Source organism: Halopseudomonas formosensis (assembly GCF_900115905.1).
In the GTDB taxonomy this organism is placed as follows: Bacteria; Pseudomonadota; Gammaproteobacteria; order Pseudomonadales; family Pseudomonadaceae; genus Halopseudomonas; species Halopseudomonas formosensis.
On the sequence record NZ_FOYD01000011.1, the window covers coordinates 71,570 to 91,159 of the forward strand.

Here is a 19,590-nt window from a genome sequence, read left to right on the forward strand (position 1 = left end):
TTCAGGGATGAAAACCGCGAGCCTACAGGGACGTATTCACGGCGTGTCGGCACGGCCCTGCCTACCGCACTTGACCCGCAACAAACACCAATACTGCCTGCCAAACCATCAGCCAAACCAAGGTCAGCAGGCCATCCATAGGTCCGGCAATGGGTCATACCCGCCTCGGCCATGCACCAGACCACAGCCACTCACAGTCACAAGCCACAAGCCACAAGCCACAAGCCACAGAAAACAAAAAACCCGCCGATAAGGCGGGTTTTCTGGCAGAAAGAGCGAGATCTTACTTGATCTTGCCTTCCTTGTAGATCACGTGCTTGCGTACAACCGGATCGTACTTCTTGATTTCGATCTTGTCGGGAGTAGTACGCTTGTTCTTGTCGGTAGTGTAGAAGTGACCAGTACCGGCAGAGGAGATCAGACGAATCAATTCACGCATGGGGCTGCTCCTTAAACCTTGATGCCGCGACCGCGGATATCAGCCAGAACGGCGTCGATACCACGCTTGTCGATGATACGCATGCCCTTGGCGGAAGTGCGCAGACGGACGAAACGCTTTTCGGATTCTACCCAGAAACGATGGTACTGCAGGTTAGGCAGAAAACGACGCTTGGTTTTGTTGTTAGCGTGGGAAACATTGTTCCCAGTCACCGGACCCTTGCCGGTCACTTGACATACTCGAGACATGGTTAACCCTCTCCAACCACTTGCCCAACCCGAACTGGTTGGAAGTCGTAAATAAGAAACTGTTGTCCAGCCGGGGCAAGCCTTCGCGCATCACTGTAAGGAGCAGATCTACAGGTGCAGCCCCGAGAAGAGCGGAGCTTTATACCAAAATGCGAAGCACCAATCAATTATTTTTCTGTCCGCAGAGCTACAAAAGACCACGTTCGGCAAAGGATACCGGCTCCCCGTCGCCGACCACCAGATGGTCCAGCACGCGGATATCCACCAGCGCCAGCGACTCCTTGAGCCGACGGGTCAGCAGCAGATCCGCCTGACTCGGCTCGGACACACCCGACGGATGGTTGTGAGTCAGGATCAGCGCAGCGGCATTGTGCGCCAGGGCGCGCTTGATCACCTCCCGGGGGTAGACGCTGGCGCTGTCCAGCGTACCGCGGAACAACTCCTCGAAGGCGATCACCCGGTGCTGGTTGTCCAGATAGAGGCAGGCAAAGACCTCGTGGGGCAGCGCGGCCAGCTGACTGCGCAGAAAGTTGCGCACCGCACCGGGAGACGTCAGGGCATCGCCGCGCTTGAGCTCCTCGAACAGGTGCCTGCGGGCCATTTCCATGACGGCCTGCAGCTGCGCATATTTGGCCGGCCCGAGCCCCGGTCGGCTGCAGAACTGCTTCTGCTCCGCCTGCAGCAGGGCGCGCAGACTGCCGAAACTGGACAGTAACTGGCGCGCCAGGTCCACCGCACTGCAGCCGGGCACCCCGGTACGCAGGAAGATCGCCAGCAGCTCGGCATCGGACAGGGCGCCGGCGCCCTGAATGAGCAGTTTTTCCCGGGGGCGCTCGGCCGCCGGCCAATCGGTGATGGGCATGTGGTGTGCTCCTTGCATAGCTTGTACAGCCAGGCACGTACCACCCTACCGTGCAATCCGGGGCCGGAGTATATGGATCCCAGGGGCCTCGGGCCAGCCATCCATGGAAGGGGCGTGACCGGGTCGCCATATGTTATCGTTAGCGCCATTTGCCGGGCGTTCTGGAGTCTATGATGCAGCGGTTGTTGAACAAGCAGGTGGTTCTGGGAATCAGTGGCGGTATTGCTGCCTATAAAAGTGCCGAACTGGTGCGCCGGCTGAAGGATGCCGGAGCCCAGGTGCGGGTGGTGATGACCCGGGCCGCCCACGAGTTCATCACCCCCCTGACCCTGCAGGCACTGTCCGGCAACCCGGTACACGGCGACCTGCTGGACCCGGCTGCCGAAGCCGCCATGGGCCACATCGAGCTGGCCCGCTGGGCGGATCTGGTACTGATCGCCCCGGCCACCGCCGATTTGATGGCACGTCTGGCAACCGGACGCGGCGATGATCTGCTGACCACGCTGGTACTGGCCACCGACGCCAGCATCGCCCTGGCCCCGGCGATGAATCAGGCCATGTGGCACGATCCGGCGACCCAGGCCAATCTCGAGACCCTGCTGCAACGCGGCTTCCGCGTGTTCGGCCCGGCCGCCGGCGAGCAGGCCTGTGGCGACGTCGGCCCCGGGCGGATGCTCGAGCCGGTGGAGCTGGCCATGCGCTGCGCCGAATGTTTCGAGCTGGGGCTGCTCAGCGGGCGGCACGTACTGATCAATGCCGGTCCCACACGGGAGGCGATCGATCCGGTGCGCTACATTTCCAATCATAGCTCCGGCAAGATGGGCTTTGCCCTGGCCGAGGCGGCGGCCGAAGCCGGTGCCCGGGTGACCCTGGTGGCCGGCCCGGTCAACCTGCCGACCCCGCCTCGGGTCCAGCGTATCGACGTGACTACCGCAGTCGAGATGCTGGCCGCCTGCGAGCAGGCGCTGCCGGCGGATCTGTTCATCGCCTCGGCGGCGGTAGCCGACTACCGGCCGGCGCAGTGCGCGCCCGGCAAGCTGAAGAAGGACACCACCCGCGAGGATGGCATGACCCTGCACCTGGTACGCAACCCGGACATCCTTGCCACTCTGGCCACCCACGCCCGGCGCCCGGCCTACTGCGTGGGTTTTGCCGCCGAGACCGACGATGTGCTGGGCTACGCCAGCGACAAGCTGACTCGCAAGAATCTCGATCTGATCGTGGCCAACGATGTCAGCCAGGCCGATATCGGCTTCAACTCCGATGACAACGCCGTCACCCTGATCGACCGCAGCCTGACGCCCCAGCCCCTGCCGCAGGCCAGCAAGCAGAAGCTCGCGCGCCAGATCATTGCCCGCATCGCCCAGCACCTTAATCCACCAGCCTGAGGACGTACCATGCACGCACTGCAAGCCCGGATTCTCGACCCCCGCCTTGGTCAACAATGGCCGCTGCCCACCTATGCGACAGAGGGTTCCGCCGGGCTGGACCTGCGCGCCATGCTGGATGCACCGCTGATCCTGGAGCCGGGTCAGACCCATCTGCTGCCCACCGGCCTGGCCATCCACATCGCCGATCCGGGCCTGGCGGCGATGATCCTGCCGCGCTCCGGACTGGGCCACAAGCACGGCATAGTGCTGGGCAACCTGGTGGGTCTGATCGATTCCGATTACCAGGGTGAGCTGATGGTCTCGGTGTGGAACCGCGGACACGCCAGCTTCACCATAGAACCCGGCGAGCGCATCGCCCAGCTGGTGCTGGTCCCCGTGGTCCAGGCCCGTCTGGAGGTGGTCGATGCCTTCGACGACAGCCAGCGCGGCGCAGGCGGTTTCGGCCACACCGGCAGTCACTGAATTTCCGGATCATGCAAGGAGGCACACCCGAAATGAAGCTGAAGACTCCCTCGCTCAGGCGCCAGCCGCGCAATCTGCCCGACACCCTGGTCCCGCTGCTGCTGATGCTCGCCGGGCTGGCCGCTGCCCTGGCGCTGCTCTGGCTGCTGGTGTTTGCCCCGGCGGCGGAGCGCTATCGCCAGGGCCTCAGCCAGGCCTACGTCAGCCAGCAGCAGAGTGGCCTCAACCGCACACTGGCACGGCTGGATGCGGACCTGACGCAACTGGCGGCCAGCCCGCGACTGCAGACGTCGCTGCAGCGGGGCGACGAGGCCCGCCAGGCGCAACTGCTGCGCGAGCTGCTGGGTGACGCCCTGGCAGTCCATGTGCATCTCCCCGGCAGAGCCGATCTGGTCGAGGATGCCAGCGCACCGGTCAACTTCGCCGCACTGGACATGATCCGCCGCGCCGAGCGGGGCCAGGCAGTCCCTGCCGAAGCCCAGCAGGTCGGCAGCGCCTGGCTGCTGTATATGGTCAAACCCCTGCGCAGCTCGCCCCAGGCACCGGTTGCCGGCACCCTGCTGGCGATCTTCGATCTGCAACGCCTGACCGGCGCCCTGCCGCAGCTGCCCAGCGACGCCGGCCAGGTCAGGCTGATCCAGCAGTTTCCCAGTGGGCCGGAGCAGATCCTGTATCACACAGGTCATGGCCAGGGGACCGAGGTACGCCTGAATACCGACAACCCCCATTGGAAGATCAGCTTCCAGGATGGCCAGGCCATGGCTGCCGGAGCCCCCAACCCCCTGTGGCTGGCCGGCGCGATACTGCTGGCCCTGGCCGGCGCACTGGCCAGCCTGCTGTACCTGCAGCGGATCTGGGAACGCGCCCTGGCCGCCGACGCCGAGACCCTGGAGCAACTGACCCGCGGCCACAAGGCCGCCGGACTGGCCCTCGGCCCACTGGAGCCGGTAGCCCAGCGCATCATGCAGCTGGCCAGCCAGAACGGTACCCGCCAGGCCAGCCCCGCACGCGAGCCGGCCCCACCGGTACAGACCAGGGCCGCCGCACCGGACGCCGAGCCGCTGGCGGTGGAGGAGCTGCCCCCCCTGGACGATGTGCTGGATATCGATTTTCTCGAGGAGCCGGCGGCATTCACCGGCGGCAGGCCCGAGCTGCCGGCGGAGATCTTCCGCGCCTATGACATCCGTGGCGTGGTCGGTCGTACCCTCACCCCGGAATATGTCTACTGGCTGGGCCGCGCCATCGGCAGCGAATCCCTCGATGCCGGCCAGCCGCAGGTGGCCGTCGCCCGGGACGGGCGTCTGTCCGGCCCCGAGCTGATGGTCGAGCTGATCCGCGGCCTGTGCGACAGTGGCTGCCAGGTACTGGATCTGGGCATGGTGCCCACGCCGGTACTCTACTACGCCACCCATACCACCAAGGCCAGTTCGGGGGTGATGCTCACCGGCAGCCACAACCCGCCGGATTACAATGGCCTGAAGATCGTCATCGCCGGTCAGACCCTGTCCGGTGAGCGCATTGCCGGATTGCACCAGCGCCTGCAGCAGGATCGCCTGCATGAGGGTCAGGGCAGCTGCACCGCACTGGACATACTCGACAGCTACTGCCAGCGCATCGTTGATGACGTGCTGCTGACCCGCCCGCTCAAGGTGGTGGTGGATTGCGGCAACGGTGTCGGCGGCGTGGTCGCCCAGACCCTGCTCGAGCAGCTGGGTTGCGAGGTGATACCGCTGTACTGCGAGGTGGACGGGCACTTCCCCAACCACCATCCGGACCCGGGCAAGGCAGAGAACCTGCAGGACCTGATCGAAATGGTACGCCAGCACGGCGCCGAACTGGGCCTGGCCTTCGACGGTGATGCCGATCGACTCGGCGTGGTCACCGCCAGCGGCGAGATCATCTGTGCCGACCGCCTGCTGATGCTGTTTGCCGAGGACATAGTGACCCGCAACCCGGGCGCGGACATCGTATTCGACGTCAAGTGCACCCGCCGCCTGCCGCAGCTGATCAGCCAGCTGGGCGGACGTCCGGTGATGTGGAAGTCCGGTCATTCGATGATCAAGGCCAAGATGCAGGAAGTCGGCGCCCTGTTCGGCGGCGAGATGAGCGGCCACCTGTTCTTCCAGGAGCGCTGGTACGGTTTCGATGACGGTCTGTACGCCGCCTGCCGCCTGCTGGAGCTGGTGTCCATTCTCAGCGGCGATGCGGAACAGACCACCGGCCTGTTCAGCCGCCATCCGGCGGGCTGGAACACCCCGGAGATCAATCTGGAGGTGGGCGAGCAGCGCAAGTTCGCGCTGATCGAGGCCCTGCAGAAGAATGCTGACTGGGGCGAGGATGCCCGGGTCACCGGGATCGACGGCATCCGCGTCGACTACCCTGACAGCTGGGGCCTGGTACGCGCCTCCAACACCACACCGGTGCTGGTGCTGCGCTTCGAGGCCGAGGACGCCGCCGGGCTGGAGCGTATCCGCCACCAATTCCGTGATCAGCTGGCCGCCGTGGCCCCTGACCTTGAACTGAACAACCTGTAATCAGGAGTTGAAAATCACCATGCTCAATCGTGACGCCGCCACCCAGGTCTCGCGCATCCTCACCGAAGCGCTGCCCTATATCCAGCGCTTCACCGGCAAGACCATCGTCATCAAGTACGGCGGCAACGCGATGGAAAGCGAGGAGCTGCAGGCCAGCTTCGCCAAGGATATCGTGCTGATGAAGACTGTCGGCATCAACCCTGTGGTGGTGCACGGCGGCGGTCCCCAGATCGGTGACCTGCTCAAGCGGCTGAACATTGCCAGCGAGTTCATCGAGGGCATGCGCGTCACCGACAGCGCCACCATGGATGTGGTGGAGATGGTGCTCGGCGGTCAGGTGAACAAGAACATCGTCAACCTGATCAACCAGCATGGCGGCCAGGCCCTGGGCCTGACCGGCAAGGACGCCAACCTGATCCGTGCGCGCAAGCTCAAGGTCAGCCGTCGCACCCCGGGCATGGACAAGCCGGAGATCATCGACATCGGCCACGTGGGTGAAGTCACCGAGGTCAACGTCAACCTGATCAACCGGCTGATTTCCGACGATTTTATCCCGGTCATCGCCCCCATCGGCGTGGGCGAGGACGGCAAGTCCTACAACATCAATGCCGATCTTGTTGCCGGCAAGGTGGCCGAAGCGCTGAAGGCCGAGAAGCTGATGCTGCTCACCAACATCGCCGGCCTGATGGACAAGGAAGGCAACGTGCTCACCGGCCTGAGCACCGCCCAGGTCGACGAGCTGATCGCCGATGGCACCATCTATGGCGGCATGCTGCCGAAAATTCGCTGCGCCCTGGATGCCGTTCAGGGTGGCGTGGGCAGTGCCATCATCGTCGACGGCCGGGTGCCCAACGCGGTTCTGCTGGAAGTCTTCACCGATACCGGTGTCGGCACCCTGATTACCAATCAACAACAGGATTGATCGCAATGCAGCAAGAGGATTTCCGTTTCAGCACCCCATTGCGGGTGCGCTGGGCCGAGGTCGACCCGCAGAGCATCGTGTTCAACGGGCACTACCTGACCTACTGCGATGTGGGCATCACCGAGTACTTCCGCGCTCTGCGCGCCGCTACCCCCGATGCCAGCATTATCGGCAGCGACTTCTTCGCCGTGCGTACGGTACTGGATTATCAGGCACCGGCCATGTTCGACGACCTGCTGGACATCCATGTGCGCGTTGCCCGGCTGGGTAACAGCAGCCTGCAGTTCGCCATCGGCATCTATCGGGACGGGGAGTTGCTGGTAAAGGGGGAAATTGTCTACGTCCATGCGGACATGCAGACCCGCCGGCCGGCGCCCTTCGACCCGGCGTTTCGCCAGGCCGTGCATGCCTTTGAAAGCAAGGCGCCCGAGGACTCCAGCACCACACCGGCCTGAGACGGGCCGATTGCCGGCCGGGACATTGCCCCGGCCGTGCCGGTTCAGGCAGTGGAGTTCACCAGCTGGCTGCGCAACCGGGCTCCATGCAGCAGGTTGTCCGCCAGCGGGCAGCGACGCTCCACCTCCTCCAGAAACTCCTGCTTCTGCGCTTCGGTCAGATCGGCATCGATGTCCACCCGCATGCGGATTTCCTGAAAGCCCGGGCGCACCTCCGGATTGCGGCCCAGCAGACCATCGGGATCATAGTCCGCCTCGATCTCGAAGCGCATGCCGCGCAGCTCTATCCTGCGCTGATGCGCAACAAAGCGACCGATGGTTCCGAAACAGCCACCCAGGGCGGCAAGCACCATGTCCAACGGCGTCGGACCGGTATCGGTGCCGGCGGCGGTGCGCGGCTGATCCATCAGTACCTGATGCTGGCCGCACTGCACGCTGATGGCAAAGCCCTGATCCAGCCTGCCGGCGACTTGCATGGTTCTCAATGCCATGGTCTCACCTCCGCTTGCCGGTGTTGATCCGCAGCATCGCATACAGCGGGCAGAAGCTGATGAACGCGGTTGCCACCAGAATCACCCCCAGCCAACCCCACCAGCCGATGACGCCGCCCACACTCAGGCCGATCAATACCAGCCCGACGATGACGCGCAATGCACGATCGATATTTCCCAGATTTGCCTTCATGTCTGACTCCCCTTGTTCAAAAGTCTCAGCGACTGATAAAGACAACACTAATTTAGTATTTGCTAAATAACAAGAGGGCAGAAAGTCGCAGCGGCTGCGTTGGGCTAGTGCGGTGGGAATAAAGGGGTTGGCGACCTGCTCAGGTCACTCCGGCAGCAGTTGCGCCAGGCGTTCGCGCCGGGCGCTGAAAGCGGCGTTGACCGCGTCGATCTCGGCGCGATTACTGGCGATCTGGCGTTCCAGACGACCCCGCTCCGCGTCTATGTCTTCCAGCTGACGCAACAGTCTCTGGTCTACCTCACGCCCGGCGCGTTCCTGGCTGGCAGCACGGCTCTGGATATCGTCGCGCTGACTGCGCAGGGTCATCAGACCGGCCTCGGCGGTGGCAATCAGGCCTTCGATCTGCTGGATCTGCCGGGCATGGGCGCGGTCCAGGTCAGCCACACTGGCATACAGGCGCAGCAGGGTCTCGTCGGAGGCGCGCTGGCGCTGCTGTTCCTCGGCGGCAATACGGGCGGCCCTCAGTTCTTCAGGGCTGGGGGCAGGTGGTACCACCTGCTTCACCCGGCCGTCCCGGTCCAGCACCTCGTAACCGCGAGAGACATACTGGGGTGGCACGCTGCTGTCGAGCACCGTCACTCCCCTGTCGTTGACATAGCGGTACAGCTCTGCGGCATCGACGCTTGCCACGGAGCCCGCCAGCCATGCCACTACCACCGGATACCAGAACTTCTTGTACATAACGGGACCACCCTGTCCTGATTATCTGCGACGGCTGCCGTTGTCAGATGCCGTACTGATCTCGATAGGCCTGCACTGCGGGCAGGTATTTGCGCAGCTGCGCGTCATCCTCAAGGAAGGCCAGAATCTGGGTCAGCGAAACGATGCTGATCACCGGCACACCGAAATCGCGCTCCACTTCCTGGATCGCCGACAGCTCTCCCTGCCCCCGCTCCTGACGGTCCAGCGCCACCATCACCGCAGCAGGCTGCGCGCCCGCCGCCTTGATGATCTGCATGACTTCCCGGATAGCGGTGCCGGCGGTGATCACATCATCAACGATGGCCACCTTGCCCTGCAGCGGTGCCCCTACCAGCGAGCCGCCTTCACCATGATCCTTGGCTTCCTTGCGATTGAAACAGTATGGCAGATCAATATCAAAACTGTCAGCCAGGGAAATCGAGGTCGCTGCGGCCAGCGGAATCCCCTTGTAGGCGGGCCCGAAGATCATGTCTATATCCTTGGGTCCATTGTGGATCAGTGCCTGGGCATAGTAGCGTCCCAGTCGGGCCAGACTGCCGCCGGTATTGAACAGCCCGGCATTGAAGAAGTAGGGGCTGGTACGCCCTGACTTGAGGGTAAATTCACCGAAGCGCAGTACGTTGCGATCCAGCGCAAAACGGATGAATTCCCACTGATATTCGTGCATCTATACCCTCGCGATTTAACAAATCTATATCTGGCTCAGGTATCATACACGCACGATTTTGAGGGAGCCATGTATGCGAATCATCAGTCTGAATGTCAACGGTGTCGAGGCCGCAGCGGCCCGTGGTCTGTTTGACTGGCTGCGCACGCAGGACGCGGATGTCATCTGTCTGCAGGACATCCGGGTAACCGCCCCTGAACTGGAACAGGATCCTTACTGGCTGGACGGCTACTGGCAATATTGCTTCGAGGCCGAAGTACCCAGTCAGGGCGGTGTGGCCATCTATACCCGCACCGCGCCCAAGGCCATCATCATGGGTCTGGGCTTTGAACTGGCCGACCGCTATGGCCGCTATATCCAGGCCGACTTCGACAAGGTCAGCATCGGCTGCCTGCTGCTGCCCTCCGGACGTGATGGCGATGCGAGCCTGAACCAGAAGTTCAAGTTCATGAACGACTTCACCACCTACCTGCAGAAGCAGCGCCGCAAGCGTCGCGAGTTCATCTACTGTGCCTCGCTGTACACCGCGCATCTGAAGCTGGACGTGAAGAACTGGCGCGACTGCCAGCACCAGCCCGGGTTCATGGCACCGGAGCGTGCCTGGATGGACGAGATCTTCGGCAACCTGGGGTATGTCGACGCCCTGCGCGAGGTCACCCGCGAATCCGACCTGTACAGCTGGTGGCCGGACAGCGAGCAGGCCCAGGACCTGAATCTGGGGCTGCGTTTCGACTATCACATCCTCACGCCGGGCCTGCGTCGCTTCGTCAAGCACGCCAGCATCCCGCGCAAGGTGCGCTTTTCCGAGCATGCCCCTGTCATCATCGACTACGAGTGGACCCTGAGCATCTGACCCCGGGACGGCGGCAGCCCGGCTGCCGCGCCGCTTGACCATGATCAATTACTGAGCGATCGCGATACTCCAGACTGACCGGCAACGCAGTATTTCCCTTGTCCCATCGCTGCCCGACCAAGGACAGCCTGCCAGCCGGAACTCGCCCATGTCTGGATTGCCCCCTGCGGATTGGGACCCCCGATCCGCCGCCGTACTTGCCGATCAACGCCACGCCTACGACCGGATGCGCGAACACTGTCCGGTCGCCTGGAGCCCCTCCGACCACTGGAGTGTCTTCCGCCACGCCGATGTCAGCCGCATCCTCGCGGACCACCACAGCTTCAGCAACCGCACCTCCCGTCACCTGTCGGTACCCAACGGCATGGATCCGCCGGAGCACACCGCCTACCGCCGACTTATCGAGGGCTATTTCAGCGCCCCGCGCATGGCCGCCTTCGAGCCGGTATGTCGTGAGATCGCCGAAGACCTGGCGTTGAGTGCGCTGGCTCAGCCCCGGACCGAACTCATCGCCAGCTTCGCCCAGCCCTTCGCCCTGCGCATCCAGTGCGCCTTCATGGGCTGGCCACCGGGCCTGCAGGAGCCGCTGCAGAGCTGGGCGACGCGCAACAATCGCGCCACCCTGCGCCAGGACCGCCAGGCGCTGGCGGCCCTGGCGGCGGAGTTCGAGGCATTGATAGGCAACCTGCTGGCCGAGCGACGCGCCAGCACCGACCCGGAGCATGACCTGACCTGCGCCCTGATGCAGGAGCAGGTGGAAGGCCGCCCTCTGAATGATCAGGAGATCGCCAGCCTGCTGCGCAACTGGACCGTGGGCGAGATCGGCACCATAGCTGCGGCGGTAGGCATCATCGCCCACTTCCTGGCCAATGAACCCCAGGTTCAGCAGCTGCTGCGGGAGAATCCCGATCTGCTGTGGCAGGCCAACGACGAGATACTGCGTATCCACGGCCCGCTGGTGGACAATCGTCGCCGCACCACCTGCCCGGTGCAGCTGGGGGGACGGGAGATAGGCGCGGATCAGCGCATCAGCATCAACTGGGTCGCCGCCAATCGGGACCCGGCGGTATTCCCCGAGCCCGACCGCTTTTCCCTGGACCGGGACCCCGCGCTGAACCTGCTCTATGGCGCAGGCATCCACGTCTGCCCCGGAGCGCCGCTGGCGCGCAGGGAGCTGGTGATCGCCATAAGGGCATTGCTGCAGCACAGCGAACAGCTGCGGCTGGTGGAGGCACAGCCGGCACGACTGGCCAGCTATCTGTCCAGCGGCTATGCCAGCCTGCCGCTGCAGCTGCGCTGACGCCGCGCCATCCCGGCACGGCGCGGCGCGGCGGCGGTGGGATATTACTTGATCAGGCGCAGGCAGAAGGGGTAGCGGTAGGGCGCCCCTTCATTGGCCTTGATGGCGGCGATGATCATCAGCACTATGGCGCCGACGGCCACCACCCAGATCAGCAGGAAGCCCACCGCGATCAGCATCAGCAGCACGCACACCAGGGCCGCTATCAGCACCGTGATCTGGAAGTTCAGCGCCTCCTTGCCCTGCTCATCCACATAGGGATGGGTGTCCTTCTTCAGCTGCCACACAATCAGCGGACCGATCAGACTGCCGATCACCGGCAGGAAGTAGCCGAGGAAGCCTGCCAGATGGGCGATCATGGCCCACATGCGGGCCTGGGAGTCGGGTTCCTGCAGCCCGGTTTCGGGCGGGTTGATATCCACCATCTCGTCACTCCTGTGTTGTCGTCAGTTCAGAGCATAGCCGATCAGCGCGGCCTGCTCAGTCCTCCAGTGCAGCCTGCTGCAGGGCGAAGAGTTCCTCGATCCCCTTGCGCGCCAGATCGAGCATGGCGTTCAGCTCCTCGGGGGTGAAGGGAGCGGCCTCGGCAGTACCCTGCACTTCAATGAAACCGCCGGTGTCGGTCATCACCACGTTCAGGTCGGTTTCGGCGGTCGAGTCCTCGGGGTAGTCCAGATCCAGCACCGGGACACCCTGGTAGATACCCACCGAAATCGCCGCAATCATCCGCACCGGCGGGACCTTCTTGATCAGACCACGCTGCTGCATGACCCGCAGGGCGTCGACCAGCGCCACGCAGGCCCCGGTGATGGACGCCGTGCGGGTGCCGCCGTCGGCCTGAATCACGTCGCAATCGATGTAAACGGTGTTCTCGCCCAGACTCTTGAGATCAACGGCGGCGCGCAGCGCGCGCCCGATCAGCCGCTGGATTTCCAGCGTGCGACCGCCCTGCTTGCCCCGGCTGGCCTCACGTTGCATACGCTCTCCGGTCGAACGCGGCAGCATGCCGTACTCGGCGGTGATCCAACCCTGACCGGTGCCACGCAGAAAGCGCGGCACGCCGGCTTCGACACTGGCGGTGCAGATGACCTTGGTATCGCCGAATTCAACCAGCACCGACCCCTCGGCGTGGCGGGTGTAATGGCGGGTCAGGCTAACCTGGCGCAGCTGATCGGCGGCGCGGCCGCTGGGTCGTATCATGTCGGATTCCTTGTACAGCGTGTGTGTGCGGCGATTATACGGGGCCCGCCCCGGGGTACAACAGGCGTGTACCCCGGGCGCGACTGCCGGAGTACAATGCCGGGCGACATATATCCCGAGATCAGGAGCAGAACATGGTTTACAGCATGACGGCCTTTGCCCGCAGCGAGTCCAGCACCGACCAGGGCAGTCTGGTGTGGGAGCTGCGCTCGGTAAACCACCGTTACCTGGAAGTCAGCCTGCGCCTGCCCGAAGCCTTTCGCGACCTGGAAGGCCCCCTGCGCGAGCGGCTGCGCAAGGAAATCGCCCGCGGCAAGCTGGAGTGTACCCTGCGCTTCAATCCCAGCAGCGACAGCAGCCAGCAGCTGAGCCTGAATCAGCCACTGATTGCCCAGCTGATCGAAGCCGCCAGCCAGATCAGCAGCCAGCTCCCCGCCCCGGCACCGATCAATCCGCTGGAGCTGCTGTCCTGGCCCGGAGTGCTGGCTGGCGGCGAGGCGCAGCAGTCCGATCTGGTGAAACAGGCCGACCAGTTGTTCGGCCAGGCACTGGAACAGCTCAAGCAGAACCGTGCCCGCGAAGGCGCCGAGCTGCGCGCCCTGATCGAGGAGCGCCTGGACAGCATGGCCGAGCGTGTCGCCACCCTGCGGGAGATGATGCCGACCCTGCGCGAAGCCCACCGGCAGAAGCTGATCGACCGCTTTCAGGAGGCGAAGCTGGAGCTGGACAACACCCGCATCGAACAGGAGCTGGTGATCCTGGCGCAGAAGATTGACGTCGCCGAGGAGCTGGACCGGCTCACCACCCATATCAACGAAACCCGCAATGTACTGGCCGGCAAGGGCGCCATCGGCCGCCGCCTGGACTTTCTCATGCAGGAGTTCAACCGCGAGGCCAACACCCTGGGCTCCAAGGCCATCGACGTACGCAGCACCCAGGCTGCGGTGGACATGAAGGTGTACATCGAGCAGATGCGCGAGCAGGTGCAGAATATCGAGTGACGAAACGGGCGGGAGGTCGGGCGATAAACCCTCTGGTGGACGTATCCTTTTTTGAGGTTCTTCGCGGATTAGCGTGAAAAAGTAGGAGACGGCGGTAAAACCGGTTAGTTTTGAGTTCGCCAAAACAAAAAAATTAACCAATCCACCGCCGTCCCTATGCATGCTAACCCTCTCTCCCTGTTCTGGGAAGGATTCACTGTAGAATCCTCTACCCAACTGGATGCGCAATCGCTGCTCATCCGGCTCCAACCCGCCCAAGACTCCCTACCTTGTTGTAGCGGTTGTCACCAGCCCACGTCTGCCATTCATGACACGACCATCCGCCGAGCCCGAGAACGCGACCTGCTTCAGTATCGCCTCTGGCTGGAGGTGCCCGTGCGCCGGGTTCGCTGCGCCGCCTGCGGCCCCCGTGTGGAGCACATTCGCTGGCTCCCGGGGCGTCAGCGCCTGACCGCCGCCATGATCCATTGGGTGGAATCCCTGGTGCGTCTGATGCCGGCTCAGCACGTAGCCCAGCTACTGGGCTTGCACTGGCATACGGTCAAGGCCATTGATCAGCAACGCCTCCAGCGGGACGTGGCGGAGCCGGACAAGCGACGGATTCGTCGCTTGATCATGGATGAGTTTGCCCTGTTCAAAGGCCATCGATACGCCACCGTGGTGATCGATGCCGACACCCAGCAAGTGCTGTGGGTGGGCGAAGGTCGTAGTCGGGCTGCGGTGCGGCCCTTCTTTGCGTGGCTGGGGCCGGAGACCTGTGGCCAGATCGAGGCTGTGGCGATGGATATGAATACCGCCCTGGACCTGGAGGTCCAGCACCATTGCCCACAGGCCCGCGTCGTCTACGATCTGTTCCACGTGGTGGCCAAGTTCGGCCGAGAGGTGATTGACCGGGTCCGGGTCGACCAGGCCAACCAGCTTCGGCACGACCGGCCGGCCCGAACGCTGGTGAAGCGAAGCCGCTGGCTGTTGCTCAGAAACCGGAGCCACCTCAAGGATGACCAAGCCCTGAAATTGGAGGAACTGCTGCAAGCGAACCAGCCGCTGATGACCGCCTACCTCCTGAAGGATCAGCTCAAGGAGCTCTGGTATGCCCCGTCAGAGGCCGAAGCCCGGCGACGCTGGCGGGAGTGGCTACAGCTGGCCATGAGTAGCGGACTTGCACCGGTGCATCAGTTTGCGAGACGCCTAACCAGCTATGTGGACGGGATTATCGCCAGTGCACGCTACCGGATGAACACCAGTGTGCTGGAGGGGATGAACAACAAGATCAAAGTCCTCAAGCGGATGGCCTATGGCTACCGGGACAACGACTACTTCTTCCTGAAGATCAAAGCGGCGTTTCCCGGTAAAGTGCGATGAACCTTTTTTTAATGGGCAGGAAGCTCTGACAAACCGGGGCTCACAGCGCTCCTCAAAACTGCCGCATCAACTGTAGCCAGACTCTGGGCTTGCGATCGGCCTCACTGCGCGGCGCATCATCAAGCCGCCAGGCGGCGCTGGTCTCGAGACGCCAGCCATAAGCCATTCCACGCAAGGCCAACCCGGCACCGCTGAGTTCCCGATGATTTCTCTCCAGCGTCCAGGGTTCGGCGTTGAGCCGGATCCGGCCGTAATCAGCGAACAGGGCTGCTTGCCAACCATCTGCCACTGCGTAATTCAGGTCCACATTCACCAGCATTCCGCGGTCGCCGGATGCCTCACCTTGGGGATAGGCGCGTACGGCGTGAGCACCGCCAAGGCTGAACTTCTCCGATGAGTCAAGATTATCGTTACTCCACTGCCCTTGCAGACGGGTGCTGAGGCTGAAACGTCCTGGCAGGTTTTGCAGGCGCAGCAGGGAGACGTTCATCCGATCGAAGCGGCCGTGGCTGCGGCTGGTAAAGCTGTCCTGCAAACGCTCAAGAGGGCTTTCCAGTTCCAGCTTGCCGGCGGCATAGGCGAGCGAGAAACTGTTCACTCCGCCTCCACCAAAGCTGTCGCGGCTGTCGCCGGTGAGGGAGGCAATCCACAGTGAGGAATTCTTGTCGCTGCGGCTATCGAACAGACCAACCTTGTCTTCCAGGCGTTTGTGGTCGTACTGCAAGGAGGCATAGAGGCTCAGCGCCCGGGAACGCAGCAGGGGCTGGAGCACAAAGGCGCTGGCAATGCGGGCGCGGCCCGTCGCATCCAGATCGGCAAAGTCTTCACCCAGCTCATAGTCCATATACGAGTAGGCAACACCCAGGCGGGTCGACCAGGGGCCCACCGGCAGCTGGTAACCGGCACGGACGTAAAGCTGATCTTCCTCACTGGTCATGAGGCGCAGGTCGAGCGTGTCACCCAGGCGCAGGGGATTATTTAAACTGTAGGCTCCACCGAGTCGGGCTGCGCCGGTGTAGCGGCTGCCGTGGTTGTCCAGATGGAGGGTTCCGCTAAAGCCTTGACCCGGCATGACGTTCACGATCAGATCCGAGGCTCCCACACTGGCGCCGGGCCGCAGCATTGCATCGATCTCAACGCCGGGTGTGTCGGCCAGCAACAGCAAGCTGCGCTCCAGCGGTTTTGCCCGCACCGCTTCGCCGCTCTGCAGGGAGTCGATGGATGCCATGGCAAAGCCGCGCAAGCCAACCTGATCGTCAACCTGAATCTCGCCATAGCCCCCTTCCAATACGGCGATTTCAATGACACCGTCTTCCACTTCCTGAGCTGGTAAATAGGCGCGCGCCAGCATGTAGCCATGCTCCCGATAGTAGGACGACAGCCGTTGCGCCGCGGCCTGAAGTTCAGCGAAGCTCAGCTCGCGGTCTTCCAGATCAGCCAACAATGCGCGCAGCTCGGAATCCGGGAAAACACTGTGGCCGGTGATCCGAAAACGATTCACGTGGAGGCTGGGGCCGCCCGCCACAGGCGCGGAGTCATCCAGGAAGGGCAGATTCAGTTCCAGCTTGTCGGGCGCGGGCGCCTGCAACTGGGGGCGTTCCAGTTCGCGAATGCTTTGTCCGGCATCGGGCGCCACCTGGGCATAAGTCACCGCGGGCGCCAGAAGCGAAAGTACAAGGGTACGAAAGTGATATGACTTCATTGTTCGTCGAATCCTTCAGGCAGTCGCAGACCACCGTTCACAATTGAGTAAAGTCCCTGTACGACAGAGATGCCGTCGAAGGCTTGCGACATGCCGAATGCAAAGCCGGTGACGGGATAATCGCTACAGTCGGAATCGTCGGGCTCAGAAGAAGCAGTGAGTTCAAAGCAGATATTGGACGCAGGTCCAGGACCAGCCTGGGCCGCGGACTGTAGCGCGACCACCAATGCATCCTGATAACTCTTACCGCGATCGCCCAGACGCCTGACGACACCAGCCGCCTCTATCTGCAATTCACCCGGAACGAAATCAATCGTGTAATTGCTACCACTTTGCAGGCTGCCCAAGTTGATGGTGTAGATACCTGGCTCCTCACCCATTGCCCGTGCCAGCGAACCAGAGAATAGAGTCTCCGCCTTGTCACCACTAACTAAAGCACTTGCATCATAGTGCCAGGTAAAGACCGGATCGGCCTCACCCTGGTATTTGTGCTGGTCATCAGCGGTCACGCGGATGGAGCGTGGCGTGATGGTGAACGCTTGATTGTCCACATCGAAGGTAATGAGGTAGTTATCCGCTTTCGCACCCTCGCCGAGAAGCACGTTATAACTGCCAACATCACTGCCCGCTGCTCGGCTCAAGTCGCCAGTGACATCGGCCAGCGTATCGCTGACGGTTTCAGAACCCAGGCTGCCGCCGATGATCCGGACACTCAGCGTGGGATCGCCTTCACCATAGATCTTGCTCACCAGATCAGCAGCAAGCGTGATGGCCCGCGGGTCGATGCTCAGCTCGGCTCCGCTGAAGCTGATGTCGTAGTTGCTATTGGCGAGAGAGCCTTGACCAATCACGTAAGTACCAACATCTTCGCCCGCTACCCGACTGAGTTCACCGTTCAGACTATCGCCAGCCAGCAGACCACGACCGACGCTTTGGGCTTCGACGGTGTAGCTCAGGGTTGGATCGAAATCACCATAGGCCTTGCTGTGGTTATGGGCTGCTACCGTGACCGGACGCGGCGTGATGCTCACCGCCTTGTTATCAGTGTCAAAGGTGATGAAGTAGTTACCCGCCTTCGCACCCGAGCCCAGCAGGACGCTGTAGTCGCCAACGTTCTCGCCATCTTCACGGCGCAAGGAGCCCGTGACATCCGCCAGCGTATCACTCACCGTCTCACTGCCAAGGTTGCCTCCCACAATCTGTACGCTGAAAGTCGGGTCCGCTTCACCGTAAATCTTGCTCACAAGATCAGCAGCAAGAGTGATGGCACGAGGGTCGATGCTCAGCTCGGCTTCGCTGAAGCTGATGGCGTAGTTGCTATTGGCAAGCGTGCCTTGAGTAATAGCATAGCGGCCGACGTTTTCACCTTCTGCTCGACTGAGCGTTCCGCTAAGACTGTCGCCCGCCAGCAGACCACGACCGGTGCTTTGAGCTTCGACGGTGTAGCTCAGCGCAGGATCGGAGTCACCATAGGTCTTGCTTTGATTGTGGGCTGTTATCGTGATCGGACGCGGCGTGATACTGAAGGCCTTGTTGTCTGCATCGAAGGTAATGCGGTAGTTACCCGCTTTCGCACCCTCACCGAGGATCACGTTATAGCTGCCGACATAATTGCCAGCAGCACGGCTCAACTCGCCCGCCACATCAGCCAGCGTATCGCTGAAGGCCAGGTTGCCCTCCGCGATCTGCACACTCAGTGTGGGATCGGCTTCACCGTAGATCTTGCTCACCGCTTCAGCAGCAAGCTTGATCGCCCGCGGATCGATGCTCAGCTCGGCTCCAATGAAACTGATGTCATAGTTGCTATTGTTCAGGCTGCCTTGAGTAATGGTGTAACGGTTAACCTCTTCACCCACGTCACGACTCAATTCGCCACTGAACGTGTCGCCCTCTACTAGGCCACGCCCCGTGCTTTGAGCTTCGGCCGTGTAGCTCAACGTCGGATCGGAGTCACCATAGATCTTGCTTTGATTATGGGCTGTTATCGTGATCGGGCGCGGCGTGATGCTGAAGGCCTTGTTGTCTGCATCGAAGGTGATGCGGTAGTTACCCGCTTTCGTGCCCTCGCCGAGAAGCACGTTATAGCTGCCAACATCAGTGCCCCCAGCGCGGCTCAACGTGCCGGTAACATCAGCCAAGGTATCACTCACAGCGTCAGAACCCAGGCTGCCACCGGTGATCCGGACACTCAGCGTGGGATCGGCTTCACCGTAGATCTTGCTCACCAGATCAGCAGCAAGCGTGATCGCCCGCGGATCGATGCTCAGCTCGGCTCCAATGAAACTGATGTCATAGTTGCTATTGTTCAGGCTGCCTTGAGTAATGGCGTAACGGCCAACGTCTTCACCCGCATCCCGACTGAGTGCACCGCTGAGGCTGTCCTCAGCGAGGAGACCGCGTCCGGACGACGCTTCTTCCACTGTGAAGTTCAGCTCGGGATCGTAGTCGCCATAGGTTTTTGTTTGCGCGTTGGCAGTCACCTCAACCGGACGCGGGTTAATGGTGCTGGTGGTGTTATCCACGTAGGTGACGGTGTAGTTGGCGCCGCCGTTGCCATCCTCGACTGTCACATCGGAGACGGTCACCGTCTTGTTGCCAACACCAGCATTCTTGTCGGCGAACGCAAAGATTCCGCCGATCAGGCTATCGGTGTCGAACAACTTGGTGCCAGCCACCGCCACCGCAGTACCCGCAGCATCGGTCGTACCGTCGTAGGTTTTGATGATGTCGCTGGTCGAGATGTGCA

The 19,590-nt window shown here is 62.4% G+C and carries 20 protein-coding genes; 9 read left to right on the forward strand and 11 right to left on the reverse strand.

The genetic code is table 11. The annotated features are described in order from the left end of the window. Nucleotides 1-283: 283 nt before the first annotated feature. The 3 genes from rpmG to radC all read right to left on the reverse strand — a co-directional run bounded on the left by rpmG (nucleotide 284) and on the right by radC (nucleotide 1,549). Nucleotides 284-439: a 50S ribosomal protein L33 gene (gene rpmG / locus BM046_RS13630; protein ID WP_003177274.1), complete on the reverse strand. Its 156-nt coding sequence runs from the start codon at nucleotides 437-439 to the stop codon at nucleotides 284-286. An 11-nt stretch (nucleotides 440-450) separates the two neighbouring features. Next, nucleotides 451-687: a 50S ribosomal protein L28 gene (gene rpmB / locus BM046_RS13635; protein ID WP_090540403.1), complete on the reverse strand. Its 237-nt coding sequence runs from the start codon at nucleotides 685-687 to the stop codon at nucleotides 451-453. Nucleotides 688-874: 187 nt separating this feature from the next. Further along, nucleotides 875-1,549, reverse strand: coding sequence for a RadC family protein (radC, locus tag BM046_RS13640; protein WP_090540405.1), 675 nt, complete (start codon nucleotides 1,547-1,549; stop codon nucleotides 875-877). Nucleotides 1,550-1,722: 173 nt separating this feature from the next. Between radC and coaBC the strand changes: the two genes are divergently transcribed. The 5 genes from coaBC to BM046_RS13665 are packed head-to-tail and all read left to right on the forward strand — an operon-like array spanning nucleotide 1,723 to nucleotide 7,313. Further along, complete coding sequence (gene coaBC, locus BM046_RS13645) at nucleotides 1,723-2,937, forward strand: bifunctional phosphopantothenoylcysteine decarboxylase/phosphopantothenate--cysteine ligase CoaBC (RefSeq protein WP_090540407.1); 1,215 nt, start codon at nucleotides 1,723-1,725, stop codon at nucleotides 2,935-2,937. A 9-nt stretch (nucleotides 2,938-2,946) separates the two neighbouring features. Beyond that, a complete protein-coding gene (dut, locus tag BM046_RS13650) occupies nucleotides 2,947-3,402 on the forward strand; it encodes a dUTP diphosphatase (RefSeq protein ID WP_090540409.1) in 456 nt (151 codons plus the stop codon). A 32-nt stretch (nucleotides 3,403-3,434) separates the two neighbouring features. Next, complete coding sequence (locus BM046_RS16550) at nucleotides 3,435-5,936, forward strand: phosphomannomutase/phosphoglucomutase (protein ID WP_143084201.1); 2,502 nt, start codon at nucleotides 3,435-3,437, stop codon at nucleotides 5,934-5,936. A gap of 19 nt (nucleotides 5,937-5,955) precedes the next feature. Then, nucleotides 5,956-6,858: an acetylglutamate kinase gene (gene argB, locus BM046_RS13660; RefSeq protein WP_090540412.1), complete on the forward strand. Its 903-nt coding sequence runs from the start codon at nucleotides 5,956-5,958 to the stop codon at nucleotides 6,856-6,858. A gap of 5 nt (nucleotides 6,859-6,863) precedes the next feature. Next, on the forward strand, nucleotides 6,864-7,313 hold the full coding sequence (locus BM046_RS13665) for an acyl-CoA thioesterase (protein ID WP_090540414.1): 450 nt from the start codon (nucleotides 6,864-6,866) through the stop codon (nucleotides 7,311-7,313). A 44-nt stretch (nucleotides 7,314-7,357) separates the two neighbouring features. On the opposite strand, the gene BM046_RS13670 is transcribed toward BM046_RS13665, so the two are convergent. The 4 genes from BM046_RS13670 to pyrE all read right to left on the reverse strand — a co-directional run bounded on the left by BM046_RS13670 (nucleotide 7,358) and on the right by pyrE (nucleotide 9,426). Then, a complete protein-coding gene (locus BM046_RS13670; protein WP_090540416.1) occupies nucleotides 7,358-7,804 on the reverse strand; it encodes an OsmC family protein in 447 nt (148 codons plus the stop codon). Between the two features lie 4 nt (nucleotides 7,805-7,808). Further along, nucleotides 7,809-7,997, reverse strand: a complete 189-nt coding sequence (locus tag BM046_RS13675) for a YgaP family membrane protein (protein WP_090540418.1) — start codon at nucleotides 7,995-7,997, stop codon at nucleotides 7,809-7,811. 144 nt (nucleotides 7,998-8,141) lie between these two features. After that, the gene (locus tag BM046_RS13680; protein ID WP_090540420.1) at nucleotides 8,142-8,738 is read right to left on the reverse strand and encodes a coiled-coil domain-containing protein; all 597 of its coding nucleotides are present in this window, start codon (nucleotides 8,736-8,738) and stop codon (nucleotides 8,142-8,144) included. A gap of 43 nt (nucleotides 8,739-8,781) precedes the next feature. Then, on the reverse strand, nucleotides 8,782-9,426 hold the full coding sequence (gene pyrE / locus BM046_RS13685; RefSeq protein ID WP_090540422.1) for an orotate phosphoribosyltransferase: 645 nt from the start codon (nucleotides 9,424-9,426) through the stop codon (nucleotides 8,782-8,784). A gap of 73 nt (nucleotides 9,427-9,499) precedes the next feature. Here pyrE and BM046_RS13690 point away from each other — a divergent pair, with 73 nt between their 5' ends. Both BM046_RS13690 and BM046_RS13695 read left to right on the forward strand, forming a co-directional pair. After that, nucleotides 9,500-10,279: an exodeoxyribonuclease III gene (locus tag BM046_RS13690; RefSeq protein WP_090540423.1), complete on the forward strand. Its 780-nt coding sequence runs from the start codon at nucleotides 9,500-9,502 to the stop codon at nucleotides 10,277-10,279. Nucleotides 10,280-10,427: 148 nt separating this feature from the next. After that, on the forward strand, nucleotides 10,428-11,579 hold the full coding sequence (locus BM046_RS13695; RefSeq protein ID WP_090540425.1) for a cytochrome P450: 1,152 nt from the start codon (nucleotides 10,428-10,430) through the stop codon (nucleotides 11,577-11,579). 44 nt (nucleotides 11,580-11,623) lie between these two features. Here the strand turns inward: BM046_RS13695 and BM046_RS13700 are convergent, their stop codons facing one another. Continuing rightward, nucleotides 11,624-11,995: a DUF4870 domain-containing protein gene (locus BM046_RS13700; RefSeq protein ID WP_407920448.1), complete on the reverse strand. Its 372-nt coding sequence runs from the start codon at nucleotides 11,993-11,995 to the stop codon at nucleotides 11,624-11,626. A gap of 64 nt (nucleotides 11,996-12,059) precedes the next feature. Next, nucleotides 12,060-12,779 (reverse strand): ribonuclease PH, encoded by a 720-nt coding sequence (gene rph / locus BM046_RS13705; RefSeq protein WP_090540429.1) that lies wholly within the window; start codon nucleotides 12,777-12,779, stop codon nucleotides 12,060-12,062. A 134-nt stretch (nucleotides 12,780-12,913) separates the two neighbouring features. On the opposite strand from rph, the gene BM046_RS13710 reads away from it, so the two are divergent. Next, complete coding sequence (locus BM046_RS13710) at nucleotides 12,914-13,780, forward strand: YicC/YloC family endoribonuclease (protein ID WP_090540431.1); 867 nt, start codon at nucleotides 12,914-12,916, stop codon at nucleotides 13,778-13,780. Nucleotides 13,781-13,936: 156 nt separating this feature from the next. Continuing rightward, on the forward strand, nucleotides 13,937-15,142 hold the full coding sequence (locus BM046_RS13715) for an ISL3 family transposase (protein WP_090540432.1): 1,206 nt from the start codon (nucleotides 13,937-13,939) through the stop codon (nucleotides 15,140-15,142). A gap of 52 nt (nucleotides 15,143-15,194) precedes the next feature. Here BM046_RS13715 and BM046_RS13720 read toward each other — a convergent pair whose 3' ends face one another. Together BM046_RS13720 and BM046_RS16265 are read right to left on the reverse strand one after the other, a co-directional pair. Beyond that, complete coding sequence (locus BM046_RS13720) at nucleotides 15,195-16,844, reverse strand: ShlB/FhaC/HecB family hemolysin secretion/activation protein (protein WP_090540435.1); 1,650 nt, start codon at nucleotides 16,842-16,844, stop codon at nucleotides 15,195-15,197. Further along, the coding region (locus BM046_RS16265) for an MBG domain-containing protein (RefSeq protein WP_235818649.1) at nucleotides 16,841-19,590 on the reverse strand (2,750 nt) is incomplete at its 5' end. The genes BM046_RS13720 and BM046_RS16265, both read right to left, overlap by 4 nt.